The sequence below is a fragment of the Caviibacter abscessus genome, from assembly GCF_001517835.1.
In the GTDB taxonomy this organism is placed as follows: domain Bacteria; phylum Fusobacteriota; class Fusobacteriia; order Fusobacteriales; family Leptotrichiaceae; genus Caviibacter; species Caviibacter abscessus.
Map to the genome: position 1 here is coordinate 255,214 of NZ_LOQG01000001.1, position 20,350 is coordinate 275,563.

Annotated in this window: 16 protein-coding genes, 1 tRNA gene and 1 pseudogene; all 18 read right to left on the reverse strand. The window is 27.8% G+C overall.

Going from position 1 to position 20,350, the window contains the following annotated elements; all coding sequences use genetic code 11:
• On the reverse strand, nucleotides 1–906 hold the full coding sequence (gene mvaD, locus AWT63_RS01340; RefSeq protein ID WP_068267885.1) for a diphosphomevalonate decarboxylase: 906 nt from the start codon (nucleotides 904–906) through the stop codon (nucleotides 1–3).
• The gene (gene mvk / locus AWT63_RS01345) at nucleotides 888–1,706 is read right to left on the reverse strand and encodes a mevalonate kinase (protein WP_068267886.1); all 819 of its coding nucleotides are present in this window, start codon (nucleotides 1,704–1,706) and stop codon (nucleotides 888–890) included. Before mvk ends, mvaD begins: the two co-directional genes overlap by 19 nt.
• Nucleotides 1,690–2,922 carry a hydroxymethylglutaryl-CoA reductase, degradative gene (locus AWT63_RS01350; protein WP_068267887.1) on the reverse strand — a complete coding sequence of 411 codons (1,233 nt, stop codon included), beginning with the start codon at nucleotides 2,920–2,922 and terminating at the stop codon, nucleotides 1,690–1,692. The genes mvk and AWT63_RS01350 overlap by 17 nt, the downstream gene beginning before the upstream one ends.
• Nucleotides 2,922–4,061, reverse strand: coding sequence for a hydroxymethylglutaryl-CoA synthase (locus AWT63_RS01355; RefSeq protein WP_068267888.1), 1,140 nt, complete (start codon nucleotides 4,059–4,061; stop codon nucleotides 2,922–2,924). Before AWT63_RS01355 ends, AWT63_RS01350 begins: the two co-directional genes overlap by 1 nt.
• Nucleotides 4,058–5,170: a thiolase family protein gene (locus AWT63_RS01360; RefSeq protein ID WP_068267889.1), complete on the reverse strand. Its 1,113-nt coding sequence runs from the start codon at nucleotides 5,168–5,170 to the stop codon at nucleotides 4,058–4,060. The genes AWT63_RS01355 and AWT63_RS01360 overlap by 4 nt, the downstream gene beginning before the upstream one ends.
• The gene (purB, locus tag AWT63_RS01365) at nucleotides 5,167–6,597 is read right to left on the reverse strand and encodes an adenylosuccinate lyase (RefSeq protein ID WP_068267890.1); all 1,431 of its coding nucleotides are present in this window, start codon (nucleotides 6,595–6,597) and stop codon (nucleotides 5,167–5,169) included. Before purB ends, AWT63_RS01360 begins: the two co-directional genes overlap by 4 nt.
• Nucleotides 6,597–7,880 carry an adenylosuccinate synthase gene (locus tag AWT63_RS01370; RefSeq protein WP_068267891.1) on the reverse strand — a complete coding sequence of 428 codons (1,284 nt, stop codon included), beginning with the start codon at nucleotides 7,878–7,880 and terminating at the stop codon, nucleotides 6,597–6,599. Before AWT63_RS01370 ends, purB begins: the two co-directional genes overlap by 1 nt.
• A 6-nt stretch (nucleotides 7,881–7,886) precedes the next feature.
• A complete protein-coding gene (gene hpt, locus AWT63_RS01375) occupies nucleotides 7,887–8,417 on the reverse strand; it encodes a hypoxanthine phosphoribosyltransferase (protein WP_068267892.1) in 531 nt (176 codons plus the stop codon).
• Between the two features lie 84 nt (nucleotides 8,418–8,501).
• Nucleotides 8,502–10,490, reverse strand: coding sequence for a glycoside hydrolase family 31 protein (locus tag AWT63_RS01380; protein WP_068267893.1), 1,989 nt, complete (start codon nucleotides 10,488–10,490; stop codon nucleotides 8,502–8,504).
• Nucleotides 10,491–10,524: 34 nt separating this feature from the next.
• Entirely contained in the window at nucleotides 10,525–11,829 is a 1,305-nt protein-coding gene (locus AWT63_RS01385; RefSeq protein WP_068267894.1) for a C1 family peptidase, read from the reverse strand.
• Entirely contained in the window at nucleotides 11,826–12,989 is a 1,164-nt protein-coding gene (gene tgt / locus AWT63_RS01390) for a tRNA guanosine(34) transglycosylase Tgt (protein WP_068267895.1), read from the reverse strand. Before tgt ends, AWT63_RS01385 begins: the two co-directional genes overlap by 4 nt.
• Before the next feature lie 44 nt (nucleotides 12,990–13,033).
• On the reverse strand, nucleotides 13,034–15,208 hold the full coding sequence (locus tag AWT63_RS01395; protein WP_068267896.1) for a RelA/SpoT family protein: 2,175 nt from the start codon (nucleotides 15,206–15,208) through the stop codon (nucleotides 13,034–13,036).
• A gap of 6 nt (nucleotides 15,209–15,214) precedes the next feature.
• A complete protein-coding gene (locus tag AWT63_RS01400; RefSeq protein ID WP_068267897.1) occupies nucleotides 15,215–15,961 on the reverse strand; it encodes an IclR family transcriptional regulator in 747 nt (248 codons plus the stop codon).
• Nucleotides 15,962–16,039: 78 nt separating this feature from the next.
• Nucleotides 16,040–16,114, reverse strand: a tRNA-Cys gene (locus AWT63_RS01405).
• Between the two features lie 78 nt (nucleotides 16,115–16,192).
• Complete coding sequence (locus tag AWT63_RS01410) at nucleotides 16,193–17,977, reverse strand: oligopeptide ABC transporter substrate-binding protein (RefSeq protein ID WP_068267898.1); 1,785 nt, start codon at nucleotides 17,975–17,977, stop codon at nucleotides 16,193–16,195.
• Nucleotides 17,978–18,008: 31 nt separating this feature from the next.
• Nucleotides 18,009–18,908 carry an ABC transporter permease gene (locus AWT63_RS01415; RefSeq protein WP_068267899.1) on the reverse strand — a complete coding sequence of 300 codons (900 nt, stop codon included), beginning with the start codon at nucleotides 18,906–18,908 and terminating at the stop codon, nucleotides 18,009–18,011.
• Between the two features lie 10 nt (nucleotides 18,909–18,918).
• A complete protein-coding gene (gene opp4B / locus AWT63_RS01420; RefSeq protein WP_068267900.1) occupies nucleotides 18,919–19,881 on the reverse strand; it encodes an oligopeptide ABC transporter permease in 963 nt (320 codons plus the stop codon).
• Between the two features lies 1 nt (nucleotide 19,882).
• Nucleotides 19,883–20,350, reverse strand: a pseudogene (locus AWT63_RS06495) (ABC transporter ATP-binding protein); the annotation flags it as partial.

Genomic DNA, 20,350 nt, shown 5'->3' on the forward strand with positions numbered 1-20,350 from the left:
TCAACACTCTATTACTTTATCTTTATATTTTTCTTTTAATTTATTAATAATTTTTTCTTCATCTTCTTTTAAGTACAATACTTTTACATTAGGCCCTGCATCTGTGGTAAAATATATTTGATATCCCTTATTTCTAAGCTCTTTAATATATTCAATACATTCTATACTTTCATTTGTCAAATAAGTAAAAGGTGGATTTGCAGTTTTCATTGTCTTATGCATAAACATCGTATTGTATTCCATTATTTCACCTATTTTTGTAAAATCATTATCTAGTAAAGCTTTTTTCATGTCATTAAATGAACGTATTCCAACTTCTACCCATTCATTCATATATGGTGAAGTATCTATACAATGTTGCATAGCATCTCTACTACTAATGCTCTTCTTTTCCTTTGAAATTATAATAGCAGACATACATAAATTTAAATCTGTATGTAATTCATAAATATTACCATTTTCATCAAAAGCACATAATTCATAAAAACTTCTTCCTGCTGAACCAGAACCTATACTGGCATATTTTGCCATTTGTTCTATACTTAAATTTAAATTAAAAAACTTATTTATTTCTTGAATTAATGCACTATATGCAGATGCACTTGAAGCAAGTCCTGCTGCTGTAGGCATAGTGTTATAACTTGTAACTTTAAGCTTTGGTCTATTTTTAACTATTTTGTCTATATATGAAAAAATTTTTTTACATTGTACTTTATCTTGCAGTTTATCATTTAAATAAAATTCATCAATATCAGAACTCTCAATTTTTGTTTTAGTGTATAAATTTTTTGCCCTATATGAAATACTTGGAACAAGTGGTATTAAATATGGATTATATTCCTTTTTACCCCAATATTTAACTATTGCTATATTCATATATGAAATGCTCATATCTTTGCAACACATACCAATTTAACTCCCTTTTTACTCATTTGTTTTAAAAGCTGTGAAACTTTTTTACTGTTTTCACAAAGTGCTATAACACAACCACCCATTCCTGATCCTGTAATTTTAGCACCTAAGCTATGATAATTTATATTTTTTATCATATAATCTATATAATTGTTACTAAGTCCTAACTCTTTTAATAACTTTTGTGACTTATTAAAAAGTTTTCCTATTTCATATATATTTTTTTCACATATATATTTTATAGCTCTTTCACTTATATCTCCCAACTTTTCAATAATATCCATTCTTCCTGTATTTTTTACATGTTCTACTGCTACTTTTGTACTTCCACTTATATTGCTATCAAAAATTACCAAATAAGCGTTCAATGAAATATCTATGTTTGTTATTCCTTTAGTTTTTTCAAAAATTATACTATTTTTTCCTGAAACAACTGTACTGTCAATTCCACTTGGATTTTTATGTGCCTTTTTTTCAGATTCAAGAACTACATCATAAATATCTATATTATCATTTATTTTTTTTACTTCTCTTGCTATTGCAAGTGCAAGTGCAGCACTTGAACCTAAGCCTTTTGAAATAGGTATAGTTGAGTTTATTCTAATAAAAAACTCCGGCATATTGTATTTATTCATTATGTATTCTTTTATAAACTTAACATGCTCGTTTTCTTCTATATATTCTTTAACTATTTTAACACTTATACTTAAATCATATAAAGGCATAGCAATTGCTTTTTTACCATATACAACACTATGCTCTCCAAATAAAATGACTTTAGCGTGTGCACTCATTTCTTACCTCTTTTAAAATTTTTTTTGCATTATCTATATCAATTTTTCCATTTTCTATGATTTTACTTACTATAATTTCAACTTCATCTTTATTTGCACCTGCCAAAAGTGCAACTGAATTTGCTTGTAATTTCATATGACCTTTTTGTATACCATCTGTAACTAAAGCTCTTAAAGCTGCAAAATTTTGTACAAGTCCAAGTGCAACAGCTATTTGAGATAACATATTAGCATTAGGATTTTTCAAAATTTGCAAAGATATTTTTGATAATTCATTAAGTTTTATAGAGCCTCCAACTGTTGCAATAGGTATTGCAAGTTCTATACTACCATATAAATATCCATCTTTGTATTCCCATTTAGTTAATGGTTCATATCTTCCGTTCCTACAAGCGTAAGAATTTCCGCAAGCTTCAATAGCTCTCCAATCATTTCCTGTAGCTATAGCTAAAGCATCTACACCATTAAATATACCTTTATTATTTGTTACTGCTCTATATTCATCAACTAACGCAAATTCATAGGCTTTTTGTATCTTTTCTCCTAATTCTTTTTCAACTTTAATTTTACAATTTGCATACGCAACAGAATTTGTTGAATAATTTGAAATTATACTCATTAATCTTTTTGAACTTATATTTTCACAAATTATCGGAGCAATAGTTTCAAGCATAGTGTTTATAATATTAGCACCCATAGCATCAAGTACATCTACATAAAGGTAAACTATTAAAAAATCTCCTTTTTCTTCTACTGTTATTTTTTTTGCTCCGCCACCTAAATTAACTATACTTTCATGTGCTAAATCAGCTAATTTAAGTAATTTTTTTTCATTATCATGTATATATTTTTTTGCTTTTTCTATATCTAAAACATCATAATATGATATTTGACCTATCATATATCGTTTTTCCATACTTGTACTTATATTTCCAACAATTTTAGCACCGTTACTTGCTGCTGCTACAACCGAAGGTTCTTCAACTACCATAGGTATAATATATGATGTATTGTTTATTATAAAATTTGTTGCAACAGAAAATGGCAGTCCATAAACTGAAAGTTGATTTTCTACCATTTTTGATGCTATTTCATTACTTAATATTTTACTTTCTAATAGATAGTTATACGCATTTTCGTCTATTATATTATTGCTTTTTAAAATGTCTAATCTTTGCTCTCTGGTTTTTTTATAAAATCCTTTGAAATCACACATTATTTTTTACCATACTTTCTAACATTATCAAAAACACCCTTAAACCAAATATTATCATTATATTTATTTTCATATAAAATACCATTTTCAACTTTTTCAAAAAAGATATTTTCATATTCTTCAATAGTTATTTTTCTTCTATTATTAAGTAAATTTTGATGATAATTTTTATTTAATACTTTCTCATAACCTTCAACTAAAGTTCCTGAAAAAAATTCAGCAACTGCTCCTGAACCGTAGCTATAAAATCCTATTCTATCATTTGGCTTTAAAGTTTTTGAATTTTCAATAAGCGATAAAAAGTTAAGAAACATTGAACCAGTGTAAATATTTCCAACTTTTTTGTTATATATTATAGAATTATGAAACTCATCATCAAGTTTTTTATTCTCTGGTGCTATTAATTTAAGACCTTTATATCCCAATTTTGGATATGGTATATGAAAACATATTGCTGAAAAGTCATCTATATTTTTATCATATTTTTTGCTGTATCTTTCATATACTTTACATAAAAAATCAAGATATACATCTTTCGATAAAGCCCCGTTTACTACCGGATAACATTCATTATTAGGTCTAAAAAAATCATCTATATCTTTTGTATAATATACTCCGTCAGTTTCAATATCTAATATTCTAGGACTACTGCTTATTAACATAGCAACTGCTCCTGCACCTTGTGTTGATTCACCTGATGACTTAACACCATATTTAGCAATATCACTAGCTACTATTAAAACTTTACTTTCAGGATTTCTTAATATATGATCATATGCAAGTTGTAGTCCTGCCGTTGCCCCATAACAAGCTTGTTTTATTTCAAAACATCTACAATAGTCATTTATTCCTAGAATTTCTTTTATTTGTACTGCACTTGATTTAGAATGATCAAGACCTGTTTCTGTTCCAACTATAATCATATCTATTTTTTCTTTTGTATCATCATCTAAAATTTGTAAACTTGCCATAGCTCCTAAAGTAACTATATCTTGAGTTACTGGTGCTATTGCCATTTTTTCTTGTCCTAAACCTATTAAAAATTTATTTTTATCAATGCCTCTACTTTCAGCTAAATCAGCAATATCAAGATATAAGCTGGGTATATATGCACCTATTCTATCTATACCAATTTTCATTTAAGCTCTCCTCTAGTAAGTAATATTGAGATGCCTTGTCCTCCACCTATGCAAAGACTTGCAATTCCTCTTTTATGCTCTTCTCTTATCATTTCATGTACTAAGCTTACAACTATTCTTGCACCACTTGCACCTATAGGATGTCCTAGTGCTATTGCACCACCATTAACGTTTACTTTATTTTCATCTATATTTAATTCTTTTATAACTGCTAACGATTGTGCCGCAAAAGCTTCATTTATTTCAAATATATCTATACTTTCAATATTAATATTATTTTTTTCAAGTAATTTTCTTGTTGAATATATAGGTCCAAGTCCCATATAATTAGGATCTAATCCACAATTTGCATATGAATTTATATATGCTAATATCTCAAGATTTAATTCTTTTGCTTTTTTTTCAGACATTAATAAAAGCATAGCAGCTCCATCATTTATACCTGTACTATTACCTGCTGTAACTATTCCGTTTTCAGTAAATGCAGGTTTTAGACTACTCAATTTATCTAATGTCTGTCCATATCTTATAAACTCATCTTTTGATACATTATTTATCGGCACTATTTCTTCATTAAATTTACCTATAATCGTTGCTTTCTCTGCCTTTAACTGACTTTTAAGAGAAAATTCATCTAATTGTTTTCTACTAAAATTATATTTTTTTACTATATTTTCAGCTGTAATACCCATATGGACATTAGAAAACGCATCAGTTAATCCATCTTTTAATATTGTTTCAATTGGTGTTGAACTCATATGTTCACAGCCCCCAACAACTACGATTTCATTTTCTCCGGATATAATAGAATTTGCACCTAAAGTTATTGCTTTCATCCCTGAGCCACAAACCATATTTACAGTATACGCACTCGTTTTTTGTGATAATCCGGTTTTTATTGCTATTTGTCTTGCAATATTTTGACCCCTATTTGATTGCAAAACATTTCCCATTATTACCTCATCTATCATATCATATGATATTTTAGATTTTTGTAGTAAATCTTTTAAAACAATAGATGACATATCAATTAAATCAATGTCATTAAATGTTTTTTTGTAAACACCGATAGCAGATCTTAATGCTCCTACTATTACTACTTTATTCATATCAAAACTTCCTCATCAGATATTGTATATTCCTTATTTTGCTTTAATATTTCATCAACATAATTTAAAAAGTCACTGCACTGCTCAATTGCAAATCCACAGTAATGTTCAGGGTTTAAAATATCACTAATATCTTCTTTTGTCATATTAATTCTTTTATCTTCTAATATATACTCGATAAGTTTATTAGCTTTTCCCTCTAATTTTATTTCTTTAGTTGCCTTCATAGAAAGCTGCCTTATAACTTCATGAATTTCTTGTCTATCTTGTCCTTTTTTTACTGCTTCCATTAATATATTTTCTGTTGCCATATATGGAAGTTCATTTAATAAGTTTTTTCTTATCATATTTTCATAAACAACACAATCTTTCATAATATTTATTAGTAGTATAAGTATACTATCTATTGCAAGAAATGATTGTGGTATAGAAAGTCTTTTATTTGCAGAATCATCTAAAGTTCTTTCAAACCACTGAGTTCCTGCAACCCATGCACCATTTTGACTATTTGAAATTACAAATTTAGCAAGCGACGAAACTCTTTCACATTTAATTGGATTTCTCTTATAAGCCATTGCAGAAGATCCAATTTGATCTTTTGAAAAGGGCTCTTCCATTTCTTTTAAATGTTGTAACAATCTAAAATCATTCGTAAGTTTTAATGATGATTGTGCTATTTGCGATAACATTTCTAAAACTCTTGAATCCTGTTTTCTATCATAAGTTTGACCACTAACAATTTGTTTTTTATCCATATTTGCATATTTGGTTACTTTTTCGTCCAAAGCTTTCATTTTTGAATAGTCATCTGAAAACAGTTCCTTAAAACTCGCACCAGTTCCTGTAGTTCCTTTAACTCCTCTAAATTTTAAATTATTAATCGTAAAATCTAGTTGTTCCAAATCTGAAATAAATGAATTTAGCCATAGTGTTGCTCTTTTACCTACAGTTGTAGGTTGTGCTGATTGAAAATGTGTATATCCTAAACATACAACTGCTTTATATTTATCTATAAAATTTCTTAAAGTTCTTATTAGTTCTAATAGCCTTTTTTTTACAAGTATAAGTGCTTCTTTAGTTTGTAATACATCTGTATTATCTCCAACATATGCAGATGTTGCACCCAAATGAATTATTTTTTTTGCATCTTTTAAACAATCTGAATAAGCGTGAATATGTGCCATTACATCATGTTTTAATTTTTTTTCATACTGATTTGCTAAATTGTAGTCAATATTTTCTATATTATTTTCCATCTCAATTAACATTTCATCAGTTATTACATCTATACCTAATTCTTTTTGAGATTTTGCTAATATATACCACAATTTTCTCCAAGTTTTAAATTTATTATCAGGAGAAAATATATACTTCATTTGATTACTTGCATATCTATCATTTAAAGGATTTTGGTATGTATCGTACATTAAAATTCTCCTCTGTATATATTTTGATTTCTATCAGGCCCTACTGATATCATTGTAATTTTACAATTTAAGTAATTTTCAATAAACTCAACATATTTTTTACAATTTTTAGGTAAATCTTCATATTTTTTTATTTTTGTAATATCTTCTTTCCAACCGTCTAATTCTTTATATATTACATTAACTTTTTTAGATTTTCTAAGCATACTAGGATATGTTGTATATTCAACACCATCTATTTCATATGCAACTGCAACTTTTATTTTTTCATATCCTGTTAAAACATCAAGTTTAGTAAGAACTATATCTGTTAATCCATCTATTAACACTGCATATTTACCTACAACTAAATCAAGCCACCCACATCTTCTTGGTCTTCCTGTCGTTGCTCCGTATTCATACCCTACTTTTCTTAAATTTTCTCCTATTTCATTATCTTGTTCTGTAGGAAAAGGTCCTTCTCCAACTCTTGTTGTATATGCTTTAATAACACCTAATATTCTATTAATTTTTGAAGGTGCTATTCCTGCTCCAACACAAACTCCACCTGCTGTTGGTGACGATGATGTAACATAAGGATATGTTCCATAATCAATATCAAGCATTAGTGCCTGAGCTCCTTCAAAAAGAACTTTTTTACCACTTGATATAGCTTCATTAATTTCAACTACACCATCTATTATCCTATGTTTTATTTTATCTGCTAAATAAACAAATTTAGTATAAACTTCTTCGATATCAAATGTTTCTTTTCCATATTTTTTCAAAATATCGTTTTTTTCATTTATATTCCATTCAAGCTTATCTCTAAATCTTGATAATTCTAATAAATCTCCCATTCTTATACCGTTTCTTGAAATTTTATCGTTATAAGCAGGACCTATACCTCTATTAGTCGTACCTATCTTATTTTCTCCCAATGCTTCTTCTTTAGCTTTGTCTATTGAAATATGATAAGGCATTATTATGTGTGCTCTTTCATCTATAAATAAATTATCAAGTTTTAAATCTCTTTCTTCTAATGCAGATATTTCATTTAATAAAACTTCAATGTCCACAACTACACCTGCACCTATAATACACTTACCTTTTGAATTAACTACCCCCGAAGGTAATAAATGAAGTATAAATTTCTTATCTCCTACAACTACTGTATGACCCGCATTATTTCCACCTTGAAATCTAACAACATAATCTGCATTTGGAGCTAAAACATCAATTATTTTTCCTTTTCCTTCATCTCCCCACTGAGTTCCTAAAACAACATAAGTATCTTTTTTCAAATTAAATCATCCTTCCATTTCAACATATCCAACATATGGTAAACCTCTATGTTTTTCTGCATAATCAATACCATAACCAACTACAAATTTATCTTCTATTTGAAAACCTATGTAATCTACTTTAATATCTATTTCTCTTCTTGATGGTTTATCAAGTAAAGTGCAAATTTTAATACTTTTTGGATTTCTAATTTTTAAAGTTTCTGTAACTTTACTCAACGTATATCCTGTGTCAATTATATCTTCAACTATCAGTACATTTTTATTTTTTATATCTGTATCCAAGTCTTTTAATATTCTTACATCTCTTGAACTATCCATATCAAGACCATAACTTGATGCAACAATAAAATCAAGATTTGAATTAAGATCTAATTTTCTTATTAAATCTGCTAAAAATATTGTAGAACCTTTTAATAATCCTACTAATAAAACTTCTTCATCTTTATAATCTTCTTTAATTTTTTTAGCTAATTCTTCTACTTTTTTTTCAATTTGTTCTTGTGATATAAACTGTGATATACGATATTTTTTCATTTCTACACCTCTTTTTTAAGATAACATAATTATATCATATTTTTTTTACTTATACCATAAAATAAAATAGCAACCAAATGGCTGCTATATTTCATATTTTATTATATTTTCTTCTTTAATTTCCCTTGTTAGACCATTATCAAAATAATAATCATATGTTGCTTTTCCAAAACTTAAAAATTCAAAATTTTCAAAGTTTATATTTTCAACTCTTTTAGCTATATTAGAAAAAGGAATTGCTCTATTTTCTTTTATAAATATAACAAATTCATGTAATTTTAATTCTATAAAATAATTTCCTTTTTCATAAATTTTTTCTTCATATTCACTTGATGAAACAAATTTAATTGCTTTCATTCTTTCAGGTATATATACAAATCTACCGTTACCATTCGCTTTATAAACAGGAGCTATCATTATTTCATCACCTATAATAAGCTGGTCTTCAATATTGTAAGCCATTTCATCATCAGGATATACAAAAGATAAAGGCTTAAAGTACATGTCATCATTTAAAATTGCTTTCATATACTCACTATATAAATATGGTAAAAGTCTATATCTTAATTCTACTATATTTTTCATTTTTTCTATATTTTTAAATCTATATAATTCTTGTTCCTTTGTTCCTATTGCCGAATGATTTCTCATAAGTGGTGTAAATATTGCAAGTTGTAACCATCTCATCATTAAATCTTCACTAACGTTTGATGAAAATCCACCTATATCAGAACCTATGTACATAAATCCTGACATATTAAATCCAGGCATCATTTGTAATGATAATAATATATGTGACCACCATGAACTATTATCTCCTGTCCATATACCTCCATATCTATGCATACCTATAAATGAAGAACGAGAGAAAAGTAAAATTCTTTCATTAGGTGATATCAAACTAATTTGTTCTCCGGCAGATTTTGTCATATTATATCCGTATAAATTATGAACATCTTTATGATTTACTATTTGTCCGTTATAATTATGATAAAATGAAGAGTAATCTTTATCTGAATTATTCATATTCATAAAACTGTCTTTCATTTCCCATAATTCATATATACCTATATTCTCTTTATGTCTATATTTATCTATGGTTTTAAACATATCATTTATTCCTGCTTTAGAATAAAATATAGCAGGCTCATTCATATCATTCCAAAAACCATCTATACCTTTATCAATTAGACATTTATATTTATTACCAAACCACGCTCTTGCCTCTTTATTTAAAAAGTCAGGAAAATGAACTTGACCAGGCCAAACAGCTGCAATAAATGGTTTATTTTCTTTATCAAAGCAAAAGTAATTATTTTCTACTCCTTGTTCATATAAATCATAACCTTTTTCAATTTTAACACCTGCATCAATAATAGGAATTAAATGTATTGATTGCTCCTTCATTTTTGATACAAACTTACTAAAATTAGGAAATCTTTCTTCATTTACCGTAAAATCCTTAAAATCTTCCATATAATCAATATCAAGGTATATCATATCTAGCGGAATATCGTTTTCATTGTGACCTTTTAGTACATTTTCAATATCGCTTTCATTCATATATCCCCATCTACTTTGACCATATCCAAATGCCCATTTAGGAGCTAAATAACTTTTTCCAACAAGTTTTCTATATTCTTTTACAATATCAAGTATACTGCTTCCTGTAATATAGTAAATATCATATGAATCAGTTTCTATACTTATTTTAAATTCATTTATATCTGAAAAACCTATATCATAAGTTATTTTGGCAGGGCTATCTATAAACAAACCATATATTTCTTTATCATTTTTCAAAACAAAAAAGTTATGTGCTGCATATAAAGAAGTCTTATCTTCAGTATGTACAGGATCATCATTACAGTAAGATGTGTATATATATCCTTTTTTATTTATTCCTCTATTACTCCCACCAAGTCCGTACACATAAGTGCTTTCGTCAATGTTTATAAATATTTCATTATTTATCAATTTTTTGTTTAGAAATTCTATATTTTCACTGATATTCACATCTAAAACTGTACTTTCAGTTGGAATAGGATTTCCCTTTCTATATTTAAAAATCATAAACAATCTCCATTTCTAAAACTTCTTCTATTATCTATCCAAGTGGATCAAAATAATCTAACATAATTACTTCTTCATTTAGACCTTTTGCAAATTCAGCTGAAATATATTTTGTATCAACTACTGCTGAATAAGTATGTTCATCAAACCACTTATCTGACATAGAAAACATTCCTTTTTCTCCGTTATCTTCTCCCCAGCTATTTTCAACTTGCCACATAACAGGTTTTCCATTTTCATCAAGATCAACACCTGTTATAGCCATAGCGTGTGTTAAAAATGAAGCATTGTTGTTAAGTCTTTCTTCTTTAGTAAACTGTCCTAATTCTGTTAATGTATTATCATAATCAAATAAATCAGAATCCATAATACCTAATTCTCTGTCACTAAATCTACTTACATCACATGCAAACCATACAGGTACACCATCTTTTATTGATGCTATTATATCTTTTTTTAGTTCATCTAAACTTACATTTAAAAATCTTGAAGATCCATATTCTTTAACAGAAGCTGTATATGGTAATTCATAAAGTCTTCCTTTTTCATTTGATTGTCTTGGATCTGCTACAATCTCAACCATATCAAGCATATCTTCGGGAGCGTATTGTTTCATAAATTCAAGAGGTGTTATTCCACTTATTTTATTAAATTTCTTATCTTTATCTCTATATTCCCATTCAACTGTTTTAGGAGGATTTCCTAAAGCTTTAACACATATATTATATACTGAGTAAAGTACATCTTCTTTTATTTTTTCTATTTCTTCATTTGAACTTGCTTTTCTTATTAACATTGCAGCTTTTTTTAATCTTAAATCAATAACTTCATTTAAAATAGTTGTATTTGATGAATGATGTGTTTCAGGCATACATTTTTTAGGTACTAATCCATATTTTTTAGCAAGACCTGCAAAGAAATTCCAATATCCTCCATCTTCAGCACAAGTAAAATATATATGTTGAACTAATCTATCATTTAATGGCTTATCTTTTGTTTCAATTATATAATCTAAAAAGCTATTAGCCTTTTCAATTTTATCAAAAAATTGTAAATAACATTGTGAATATTCAAAAGTTTCAAGATTTAATTTTTCCATTGTTTTTACTCTTGCAACATTTAATGCAGAAAACATCCAACATCTTCCGCTTCTTTTTTGATTTGTTATTTCTCCTCTTTTTGTTTCATCTGAAAAGACAAATGTATGTTTTCTAAGTGTATCTTGTCTTATACTTGATTCATTTATACCTACATTTGCTATAGCATTTTCAATGACTTTATTTTTTATTTCAGATTCGTATCTTTTTTCAAACTTTTCAAATAACTTGTTGTCTATCATATATTTTCCCTTTCTATTTCAATTGGTTTTATCCAATCACTTTTTTCTCCCATAGTATAATTTTTAATAAATTCTTCTTTAAAGCTTTTAAATCTGTTTTCAAGTATTGCTTGTCTTGCTTCTTTCATTAAATTAAGTAAAAACCATATATTATGATAAGTCGCAAGTCTTTGACCTAAAATTTCATCTGCTTTAAATAAATGTCTAATATATGCTCTAGTATAATTTTTACACACATAATTGTCACTAATATCAAGTGGTCTCGGATCTTTTGCATATTTAGCATTTTTAATAACTAATCTACCATATTTTGTAAAAACAGTTCCATGCCTTCCTATTCTTGATGGATGAACACAATCCATCATGTCAACTCCATGTTCTACCGCTTCTAACATATCTAGTGGTTCTCCAACGCCCATTAAATATCTTGGTTTATTTTCCGGAAGTTTAGGTGTTATATACTCTAATATTTCATACATTTTATCTGTTGGCTCTCCAACAGCAAGTCCACCTATTGCAAATCCTGAAAAATCTTCTTCATATTTTAGTAATTCATCTAAGCAATAATCTCTTAAATCTTTATATATTCCACCTTGAACTATTGCAAAAAGACCCTGTTTATCAGGATTTTTATTTGCATCTATACATCTTTTAGCCCATCTAACTGTTCTATCTATTGACGGTTTTAAATACTCTCTTGTTGACATACCAGGAGGGCATTCATCTAATACCATCATTATGTCACTTCCAAGATTATTTTGTATCTCTATTGATTTTTCAGGGCTTATAAATCTTTTTGAACCATCTATATGTGAGCTAAAATATGCACCTTCTTCCTTTATTTTTCTAATAGGTGCCAAACTGAAAATCTGAAATCCACCACTATCCGTAAGTATTGGTTTTTTCCAGTTCATAAATTTATGAAGCCCGCCAAAAGATGATATTAATTCATCAGAAGGTCTTAAATGTAAGTGATAAGTATTACCTAAGATTATTTCACTTCCAACTGTTTCCAACTCTTCATTAGTCATAGTTTTTACAGTTGCCTGTGTTCCAACTGGCATAAAAACTGGTGTATGTATAATACCATGTGGTGTTTTTATTGTTCCAACCCTAGCATTACCGTCTTTATGTTCTAATTCATATGTAATTGGTTTCAACTGATTACTTGTATGATATATAACTTATCATACATCTCCTTTCCTTATATTATATCTACTATATCTTTCATTGAAAATAAATTTTTTCTAAGTCTTTCAAAATCTTCTTTATTTTTTATCATTATTCTTAAATTAACCATTACGTAGTAATGTCCATGTTCTTTTTTATTCATACTGTTTACACTTAAAAGTTCCATTTTATGTTCATTTAAAATCCTGATAACATCAAATAAAAGACCTTCTCTATCTATAGCTTTTATTGTAAATGAATATTCATATTTACAAGAATTATCTTTAATTAAAGCTTCGTCCCAATAAACTTCAACCTCTCTGTCAGGTTCTTTTAATATCAGCTCTTTAATATTTTGACAAGTTCCTATATGAATTACTATTCCACGTCCTCTTGTTACATACCCTTTTATATTATCACCTGGAAGTGGATCACAACATTTTGCAAAGTGAAATAATGTGTTATCTGCTCCTGTAATTTTTATTCCAGATTTATTTGCATTATTATGCTTATTAGCAAATCTTGATGCTTTATTTTGTTCTTCTTCTATTAATTCACTTTCTGTTTGGGAAATAAGTTGTTTAAATTTTTGAATAAAAGTTTCTAATTTTAAATCTCCAACAGCAAATTTGTAATAAAGACTTTGTATATTTGATAAATTATATTTTTTCATATACAAATATACTCTTTCATCATCTTCAAGTTCTTTAAATTTAAGACCTATTTTTTGAAATTCCTGTTCTAGTAACTCTTCACCTTGTTTTGATTTTTCCTCAAATTCTTTATCTTTAAACCATTTTCTAATTTTAAGTCTTGAACTATGGTTATTTACCATATTTATCCAATCTTTACCAGGACCTTTTGTTGCTTTTGAAGTTAAAATTTCTACTTTATCTCCATTTTCAAGTATGCTGTCTAAAGGAACTATCTTATCATTAACTTTTGCACCGATAGTTCTGTATCCAATTTGTGTATGTACCTGAAATGCAAAGTCAAGTGCGGTTGAATTGTTTGAAAGTTCTATAACATCTCCTTTTGGAGTAAATACAAATATAGTTTCATTTAATAATTCATCAGTTACAGATTGTACAAACGTACCTCCACTATCTTTATCTAAACTTGTATCTATTATCTTTTTAACTACTTGATAATATTTTTCGTTTTTATCTTTGCCTTTTTTTTCCTTGTATTTCCAGTGTGCTGCAACTCCTTCTTCTGCAACCTCATGCATTTGTTTAGTTCTAATTTGAATTTCAACTTTTTGTGAATTATCAAATTCTACTGTTGTATGTATTGATTGATAACCATTTGATTTAGGCACTGCTATATAGTCTTTGAATCTACCTGAAACTGGCACAAAAATACTATGTACAACTCCAAGTACCATATAGCACTCTTCTTCTTTTTTTACAATTACTCTTATTGCTGTCAAATCCATTAAATCAGCAAATTTTTTATTTTTTTCATTTATTTTTCTATAAATACTATATAAATGTTTTGGTCTACCTGTTACAGTTCCTTTAATTTTATATTTTTCTAGTTCTTTGCTTAGTATATCTATTACTTTATTTGTAAATTTTTCTCTTTCTTCTTTTTTTTCATTTACAAGCACTTTCATTTCTTGATATGCTTCGGGATTAAGATAACTAAAACTTATATCTTCAAGCTCACTTTTAATTTTTGACATACCTATTCTATGAGCTATAGGGGCAAATATATCTAAACATTCTTTTGATTTTTCTATTTGTTTTTCATAGCTTTGGTATTTTAATGTTCTCATATTATGTAGTCTATCTGCAAGCTTTATAATCACCACTCTAATGTCACGTGACATTGCAACTACCATTTTTCTGATATTTTCAATTTGTTTTCCTTGCTTTTTAGGTAAATTCCTAAGTTTTGTAACTCCATCTACTAGATGAGCTACATCTTGTCCAAAAACGTATTCAATATCAGCAAGTGTAATAAGAGTATCTTCAACAACATCATGTAAAAGACCTGCCACAATAGTGTCAGTATCCATTTTTAAATCTACCAATATTTGAGAAACTTCTATTGGGTGAATAATATATTCTTCTCCACTTTTTCTATATTGTCCGCTATGTGCTTCAGATGCAAGTATATATGCATCTTCAATTTTTTTTAAATTTAAATGATTATTATTTTTACATTTTTGCATTAACAGTTCATATGCTTCTTTTCGTCCCATGAAAAATCACCCCTCAATGATAGTTGATATTTTTTGACCGTATTTCATTAATTTATCTACGTAATATGTCTTAGTTTGACCATCATTTAATGGGACAGAGATACTTATTGCTCCTACTATATCTCCATGTAGGTTATAAAAAGGAGTTCCTATACAATATACTCCCAATTGATATTCTTCAAATTCAGTAGAATACCCATTTTTTCTTATTCTCTTTAAATCTTGCAAAAATGTATCATAACTTATTATAGTTCTTGATGTATATTTTACTATCTCACTTTCGTCCCATACTTTTTTTATTTTATCTTCTGGTTGAAATGCAAGTATAGCTTTACCTGCTGCTGTACAATACATAGGTGCTCTTTTACCTACTACTGAATTTTTCATTACAGCAGTTTTTTTTGAAGGAGTATATTTATCTACATAAAGTATTTGTGCTCCATCTTGTATAACAAGATGTATAACTTGCTCTACTTCACTTGCAAGTTTAATTAAAAATCTTTTTGCCTCACTCATAAAATCAAATTTTTGGACTGTTCTATTTCCTAATCTAAACATTTTAAAAGTTAATGAATATTTTTTATTTTTTCCTTGTTTAACATATCCATTATCTTTTAAAGCATTTATTATTCTATAGGTTGTAGTTTTATTAAGTTTAACAAGATTACTGATTAATGTAAGACCTATTTCTTCTTCCTCAGATAAAACTTCCAAAATACTTAACGCTCTATCTAGACTTTGCATTGTAGACATAAATGTTCCTCCTTACTATTTTTATTAATATACTACCATATTTTTTCGTAAATTAAAACAAAATTAAATAAAAAAAAATGGAGGCAGTAATCAGACTCGAACTGATGTAAAAGGTTTTGCAGACCTCTGCCTAAACCCCTCGACCATACTGCCATCACAAAAAAGATTATACATACTTTTTTTGCTTATGTCAAGTAAAAAAAAGGGAACTTAAAGTCCCCCTTAATATATTTATTTTGCTATATATGCTTCTTTTGATGTTAATTGATCTATAAGTTTATGTAATTTAGAATTATCTGCTACTGATGAAGAGTATTTAACTCTCTTATTTACAGGAGATACTCTATATCCGAACGTTAATGGAATAAATCCTAATTCATTTTCCATATAATTCTTTTCCCATTCTCTAACCGCATCAATTCTAAATTGAGGATTTTTTACACCTTCAACACTTTGTGTTTTATTAATTAATTCTTCATTTTTATCAGACGCAATACGAGCTAAATTAAGTTTAGAATTTTTTGCATAAACTCCTGTTAAATCAAGTGCTGTTCCTACTCTCCATCCACCAATCCAAGCATCTATCTCTTTATTATTTTCTATAACTTTGTCATAAAAACTATTAAATTCAATTAATCTTCCTGTTGCTAAATTAACTTTAAGTCCTATTTCTTCCCAGTTTTGTAAATACTGCTTTGAAACTGGTTCTGCTGTATCTCCACCTGCCATGAATGCAACATTTATTTCTAATGGTTTACCATTTTTATCTTCTCTTATACCATCACCATTTATATCTTTATATCCTGCTTTATCTAATATTTCTTTAGCTTTTTCAGGATTATATGTAAATCTAACTTCATCTGTATGATATTTTTTAAATGCAGGTGGTATTGGTGAGTTTCCTCTTTCTGAAAGACCATTACTGAATTTTTTTGTTACAGCTTCAACATTCATAGCATAAGCCATCGCTTTTCTTAAATTTATATCATATAATTTTGCATTTGTATCAGTTATATTTTCACCTTTTTTTGCATCCCAATAACCTAAATTAAATCCTAAATATGTATATGCTAAATCTGTTGTTCCCGTTATTGCTATATTACTTAAATCTTTATATTCTGTATATAGATTTGCTGGAACACCTGAATAAAAATCAAATTCTCCTTTTTTCATTGATGATATCACTGAAGATTCAGGTATAACTTTCATTATTAACTTTTCAACTTTTGGTATATATTTTTTTTCATAATAATATGGATTTGGTACTAATTCAACACTTTCTCCAGGAACTATTTTTTTCAAAATATATCTACCATATGATAAAGGATGTAATCTAACTTTATCTGAGCTTTCTAAATCTTTAACAGGTACATCTTGTAAATAATGTCTTGGTGTGAAATAACCAGTTAATCCTCCAACACCATTTAATACAGTTGGTGCAATTTCTTTAACATGAATTCTAACTTCAGTATCACTTACTTTTTCAAGTCCACTTATAGTTTTTGTCTTACCTGCATGGTATTCCTCAATACCTTCAACTAGTCTATAGCTTTTATCATATCTTAAACCTGTATAATCCGGATGTGCCACTAATTCGTATGTATAAATATAATCATCTATTGTTAAAGGGTGTCCATCTGACCATTTCATTCCTTCTTTTATTTTTACAGTTAATACTTTATTATCAACATCAACACTAAGAGATCCAGGTCCACCTTCTACAACATCAAAATTACCGTCTGTTAATAACACTTGTTCATATATATTTTGATATATTACGCTATCTAAACTATCATTAGATAATATAGGTAAAAATATACCTTTAAATGGCGATTGTGAAACCAATGCTGTTTTCATTACTCCACCTTCAATTCCTGCTTCATCAGAAACCCAATTTTCTGCAAAAGCAGATGTATCTACTTTTGTTGTTTGTTGCGATTTTTTTTGACCTAAACCACAAGAAACTAGCGATATTAGCATTAAACTTGCCATGCTTTTTAATAAAAATTTTCTCATTTTTTAAATTCCTCCTATTTAACCAAATATATTATCCTAATCTTTGTTTAACATTTGTAGCTCTTTTTAATGCCTGTCCTACATAATTAATGCATAACATTAATATTAATATAAGTATTGACGCTGGAATCCAAACCCAAGGTTTTGATGATATTACTTCAGGTTTTGATGCATAACTTATTAGTGTCCCAAGTGAAGGAGTTGATAGCGGTAATCCATATCCAAGATATGTAAGCCCTGTTTCAATTCCTATATTCCCGGCAAAAGTTAATGTTAAATTAACAAGTATTATCGAACTTATATTAGGTAATAATTCTTTAACTATTATTACAAAATCTCTTGTTCCTAATGTTTTTGATGCTTGTATATAGTCTCTTCTTGATTCTGATAATGCTTTTGATCTTACAAGTCTTGCAGATCCAACCCAAGCAAATGCTGATAGAATGAATATAAATTTAGGGACCGTATATTTAGGTACTATTGTTATAAATACAATAATAACCATTGTTATAGGTAATATCATTATAAAATCAATTATACGCATTATGTAACTGTCTATTTTTCCACCATAATATCCAGCAACTAATCCTATTGAAATACCAATAAATTGTGCTATACATGTAACACTAAATCCTATTAAAATTGAATTCCTTGCTCCTATTATTAATTGGCCAAATATAGGACGCCCTCCTGAGTCAGCACCAAGTAAAAATCCTTCACCAGGTCTTGCATAAGAATCTAATATTTCAACTTTTGTTACTGCTTCTTTATCAAGTAATGCTGCTGTTATAAATATAATTAATATCAGTGCAACTAAAAGTGCTAAAGAAAACAAAGCAACCTTATCTTTTTGAAATTCCCTTTTAATAACATTAAAGCCTGTAGGAATTTCATTACTTATTTCTTGTTTTTTTTCTTCATTGTTATTCATAAAATTCCTCCTACTCTATTCTTATTCTAGGGTCTACCACACTTAATATTATATCTGATAATAAACTACCTATTAATGTAAGTATTCCATAAAGCAATACTAATATTGTTATAACACTATAATCTCTTGAACTTATTGAGCTTATAAACAACTGTCCCATACCTGGATAGCCAAATATTGTTTCAATAAATACAGAACCACCTAATAATCCTGTTATTGTATAACCTAAGAAAGCTGCTATAGGTAATAAAGAATTTCTAAATATATGTTTTGTATAAACTACATTTTCAGGAACTCCCTTACTTCTTGCAGTTTTTACATAATCTTGTTCCTTAGCATCTATTACTTCATTTCTTAAATATTGTATTGTTCCAACCGTACTAAGTAGTGCATACGTTATAGAAGGTAATGCTATATGATATAATCTATTAAAATAATATGCTATTGTTCCAGGCTCCACGTTTAAGTCAACTGAACCTGATGTAGGGAATAAATTTAATTGATATCCAAATAACCATAGCATTAATATTGATAATACAAATGTTGGTATTGCATAACTTATATAATTATATAATATTACTGCTTTATCAAATTTTGAATCATTATATCTTCCTGCTAATATGCCTAAAGGAATTGAAATTGAATAAGATAATAAAACACTAAATAATGACAATATAAATGTATTATATCCTCTTTGTCCTATTAAAGTTATTACCTTAAGCTTATATGTATAACTCATTCCAAAATCTCCATGGAACAAGTTTTTTATCCATCTAATATATTGTATATACCAAGGATCATAAAGACCAAGTTTTCTTCTTAAACTTTCTATTGTTTCAGGAGATAAATTAGGATCTAACATTCCTGAAAATGGATCTCCTGGCATAAACTTAGCTAATATAAATACTAAAATACTTAATATAATAATTTGAGGTATCATAACTAAAATTCTTCTAAGTATTGTTTTCCACATACTACTTCACCTCATCTTTCAATGCAACAAAGTGAGTTGAATCTTTATAAAGAGGTTTTAAGTCTAATACTCTTCCGTTATTATCATAATATTCTTTTTCTTTTTCAACATATTCATTTTCAATATTAATTCTATTTATCATATTTTTTTCTCTAACTGTAGGATCTACATCTGGAATTGCAGCGATTAATCTTTTTGTATATATATGTGTTGCATTACCATATATATCATTTTTTAATCCTTTTTCTACAAATCTTCCTTTATACATTATATATATTTCATCACACATATGTTTTACTACACCTAAATCATGTGTTATTAATATTATTCCTGCTTTTATTTCATCTTTTAATTGTCTTATTAAATCAAGTATTTGTGCTTGTATTGTAACGTCAAGTGCTGTTGTAGGTTCATCACAAATTAATATGTCAGGTTTACATGAAAGTGCAATTGCAATTATTACTCTTTG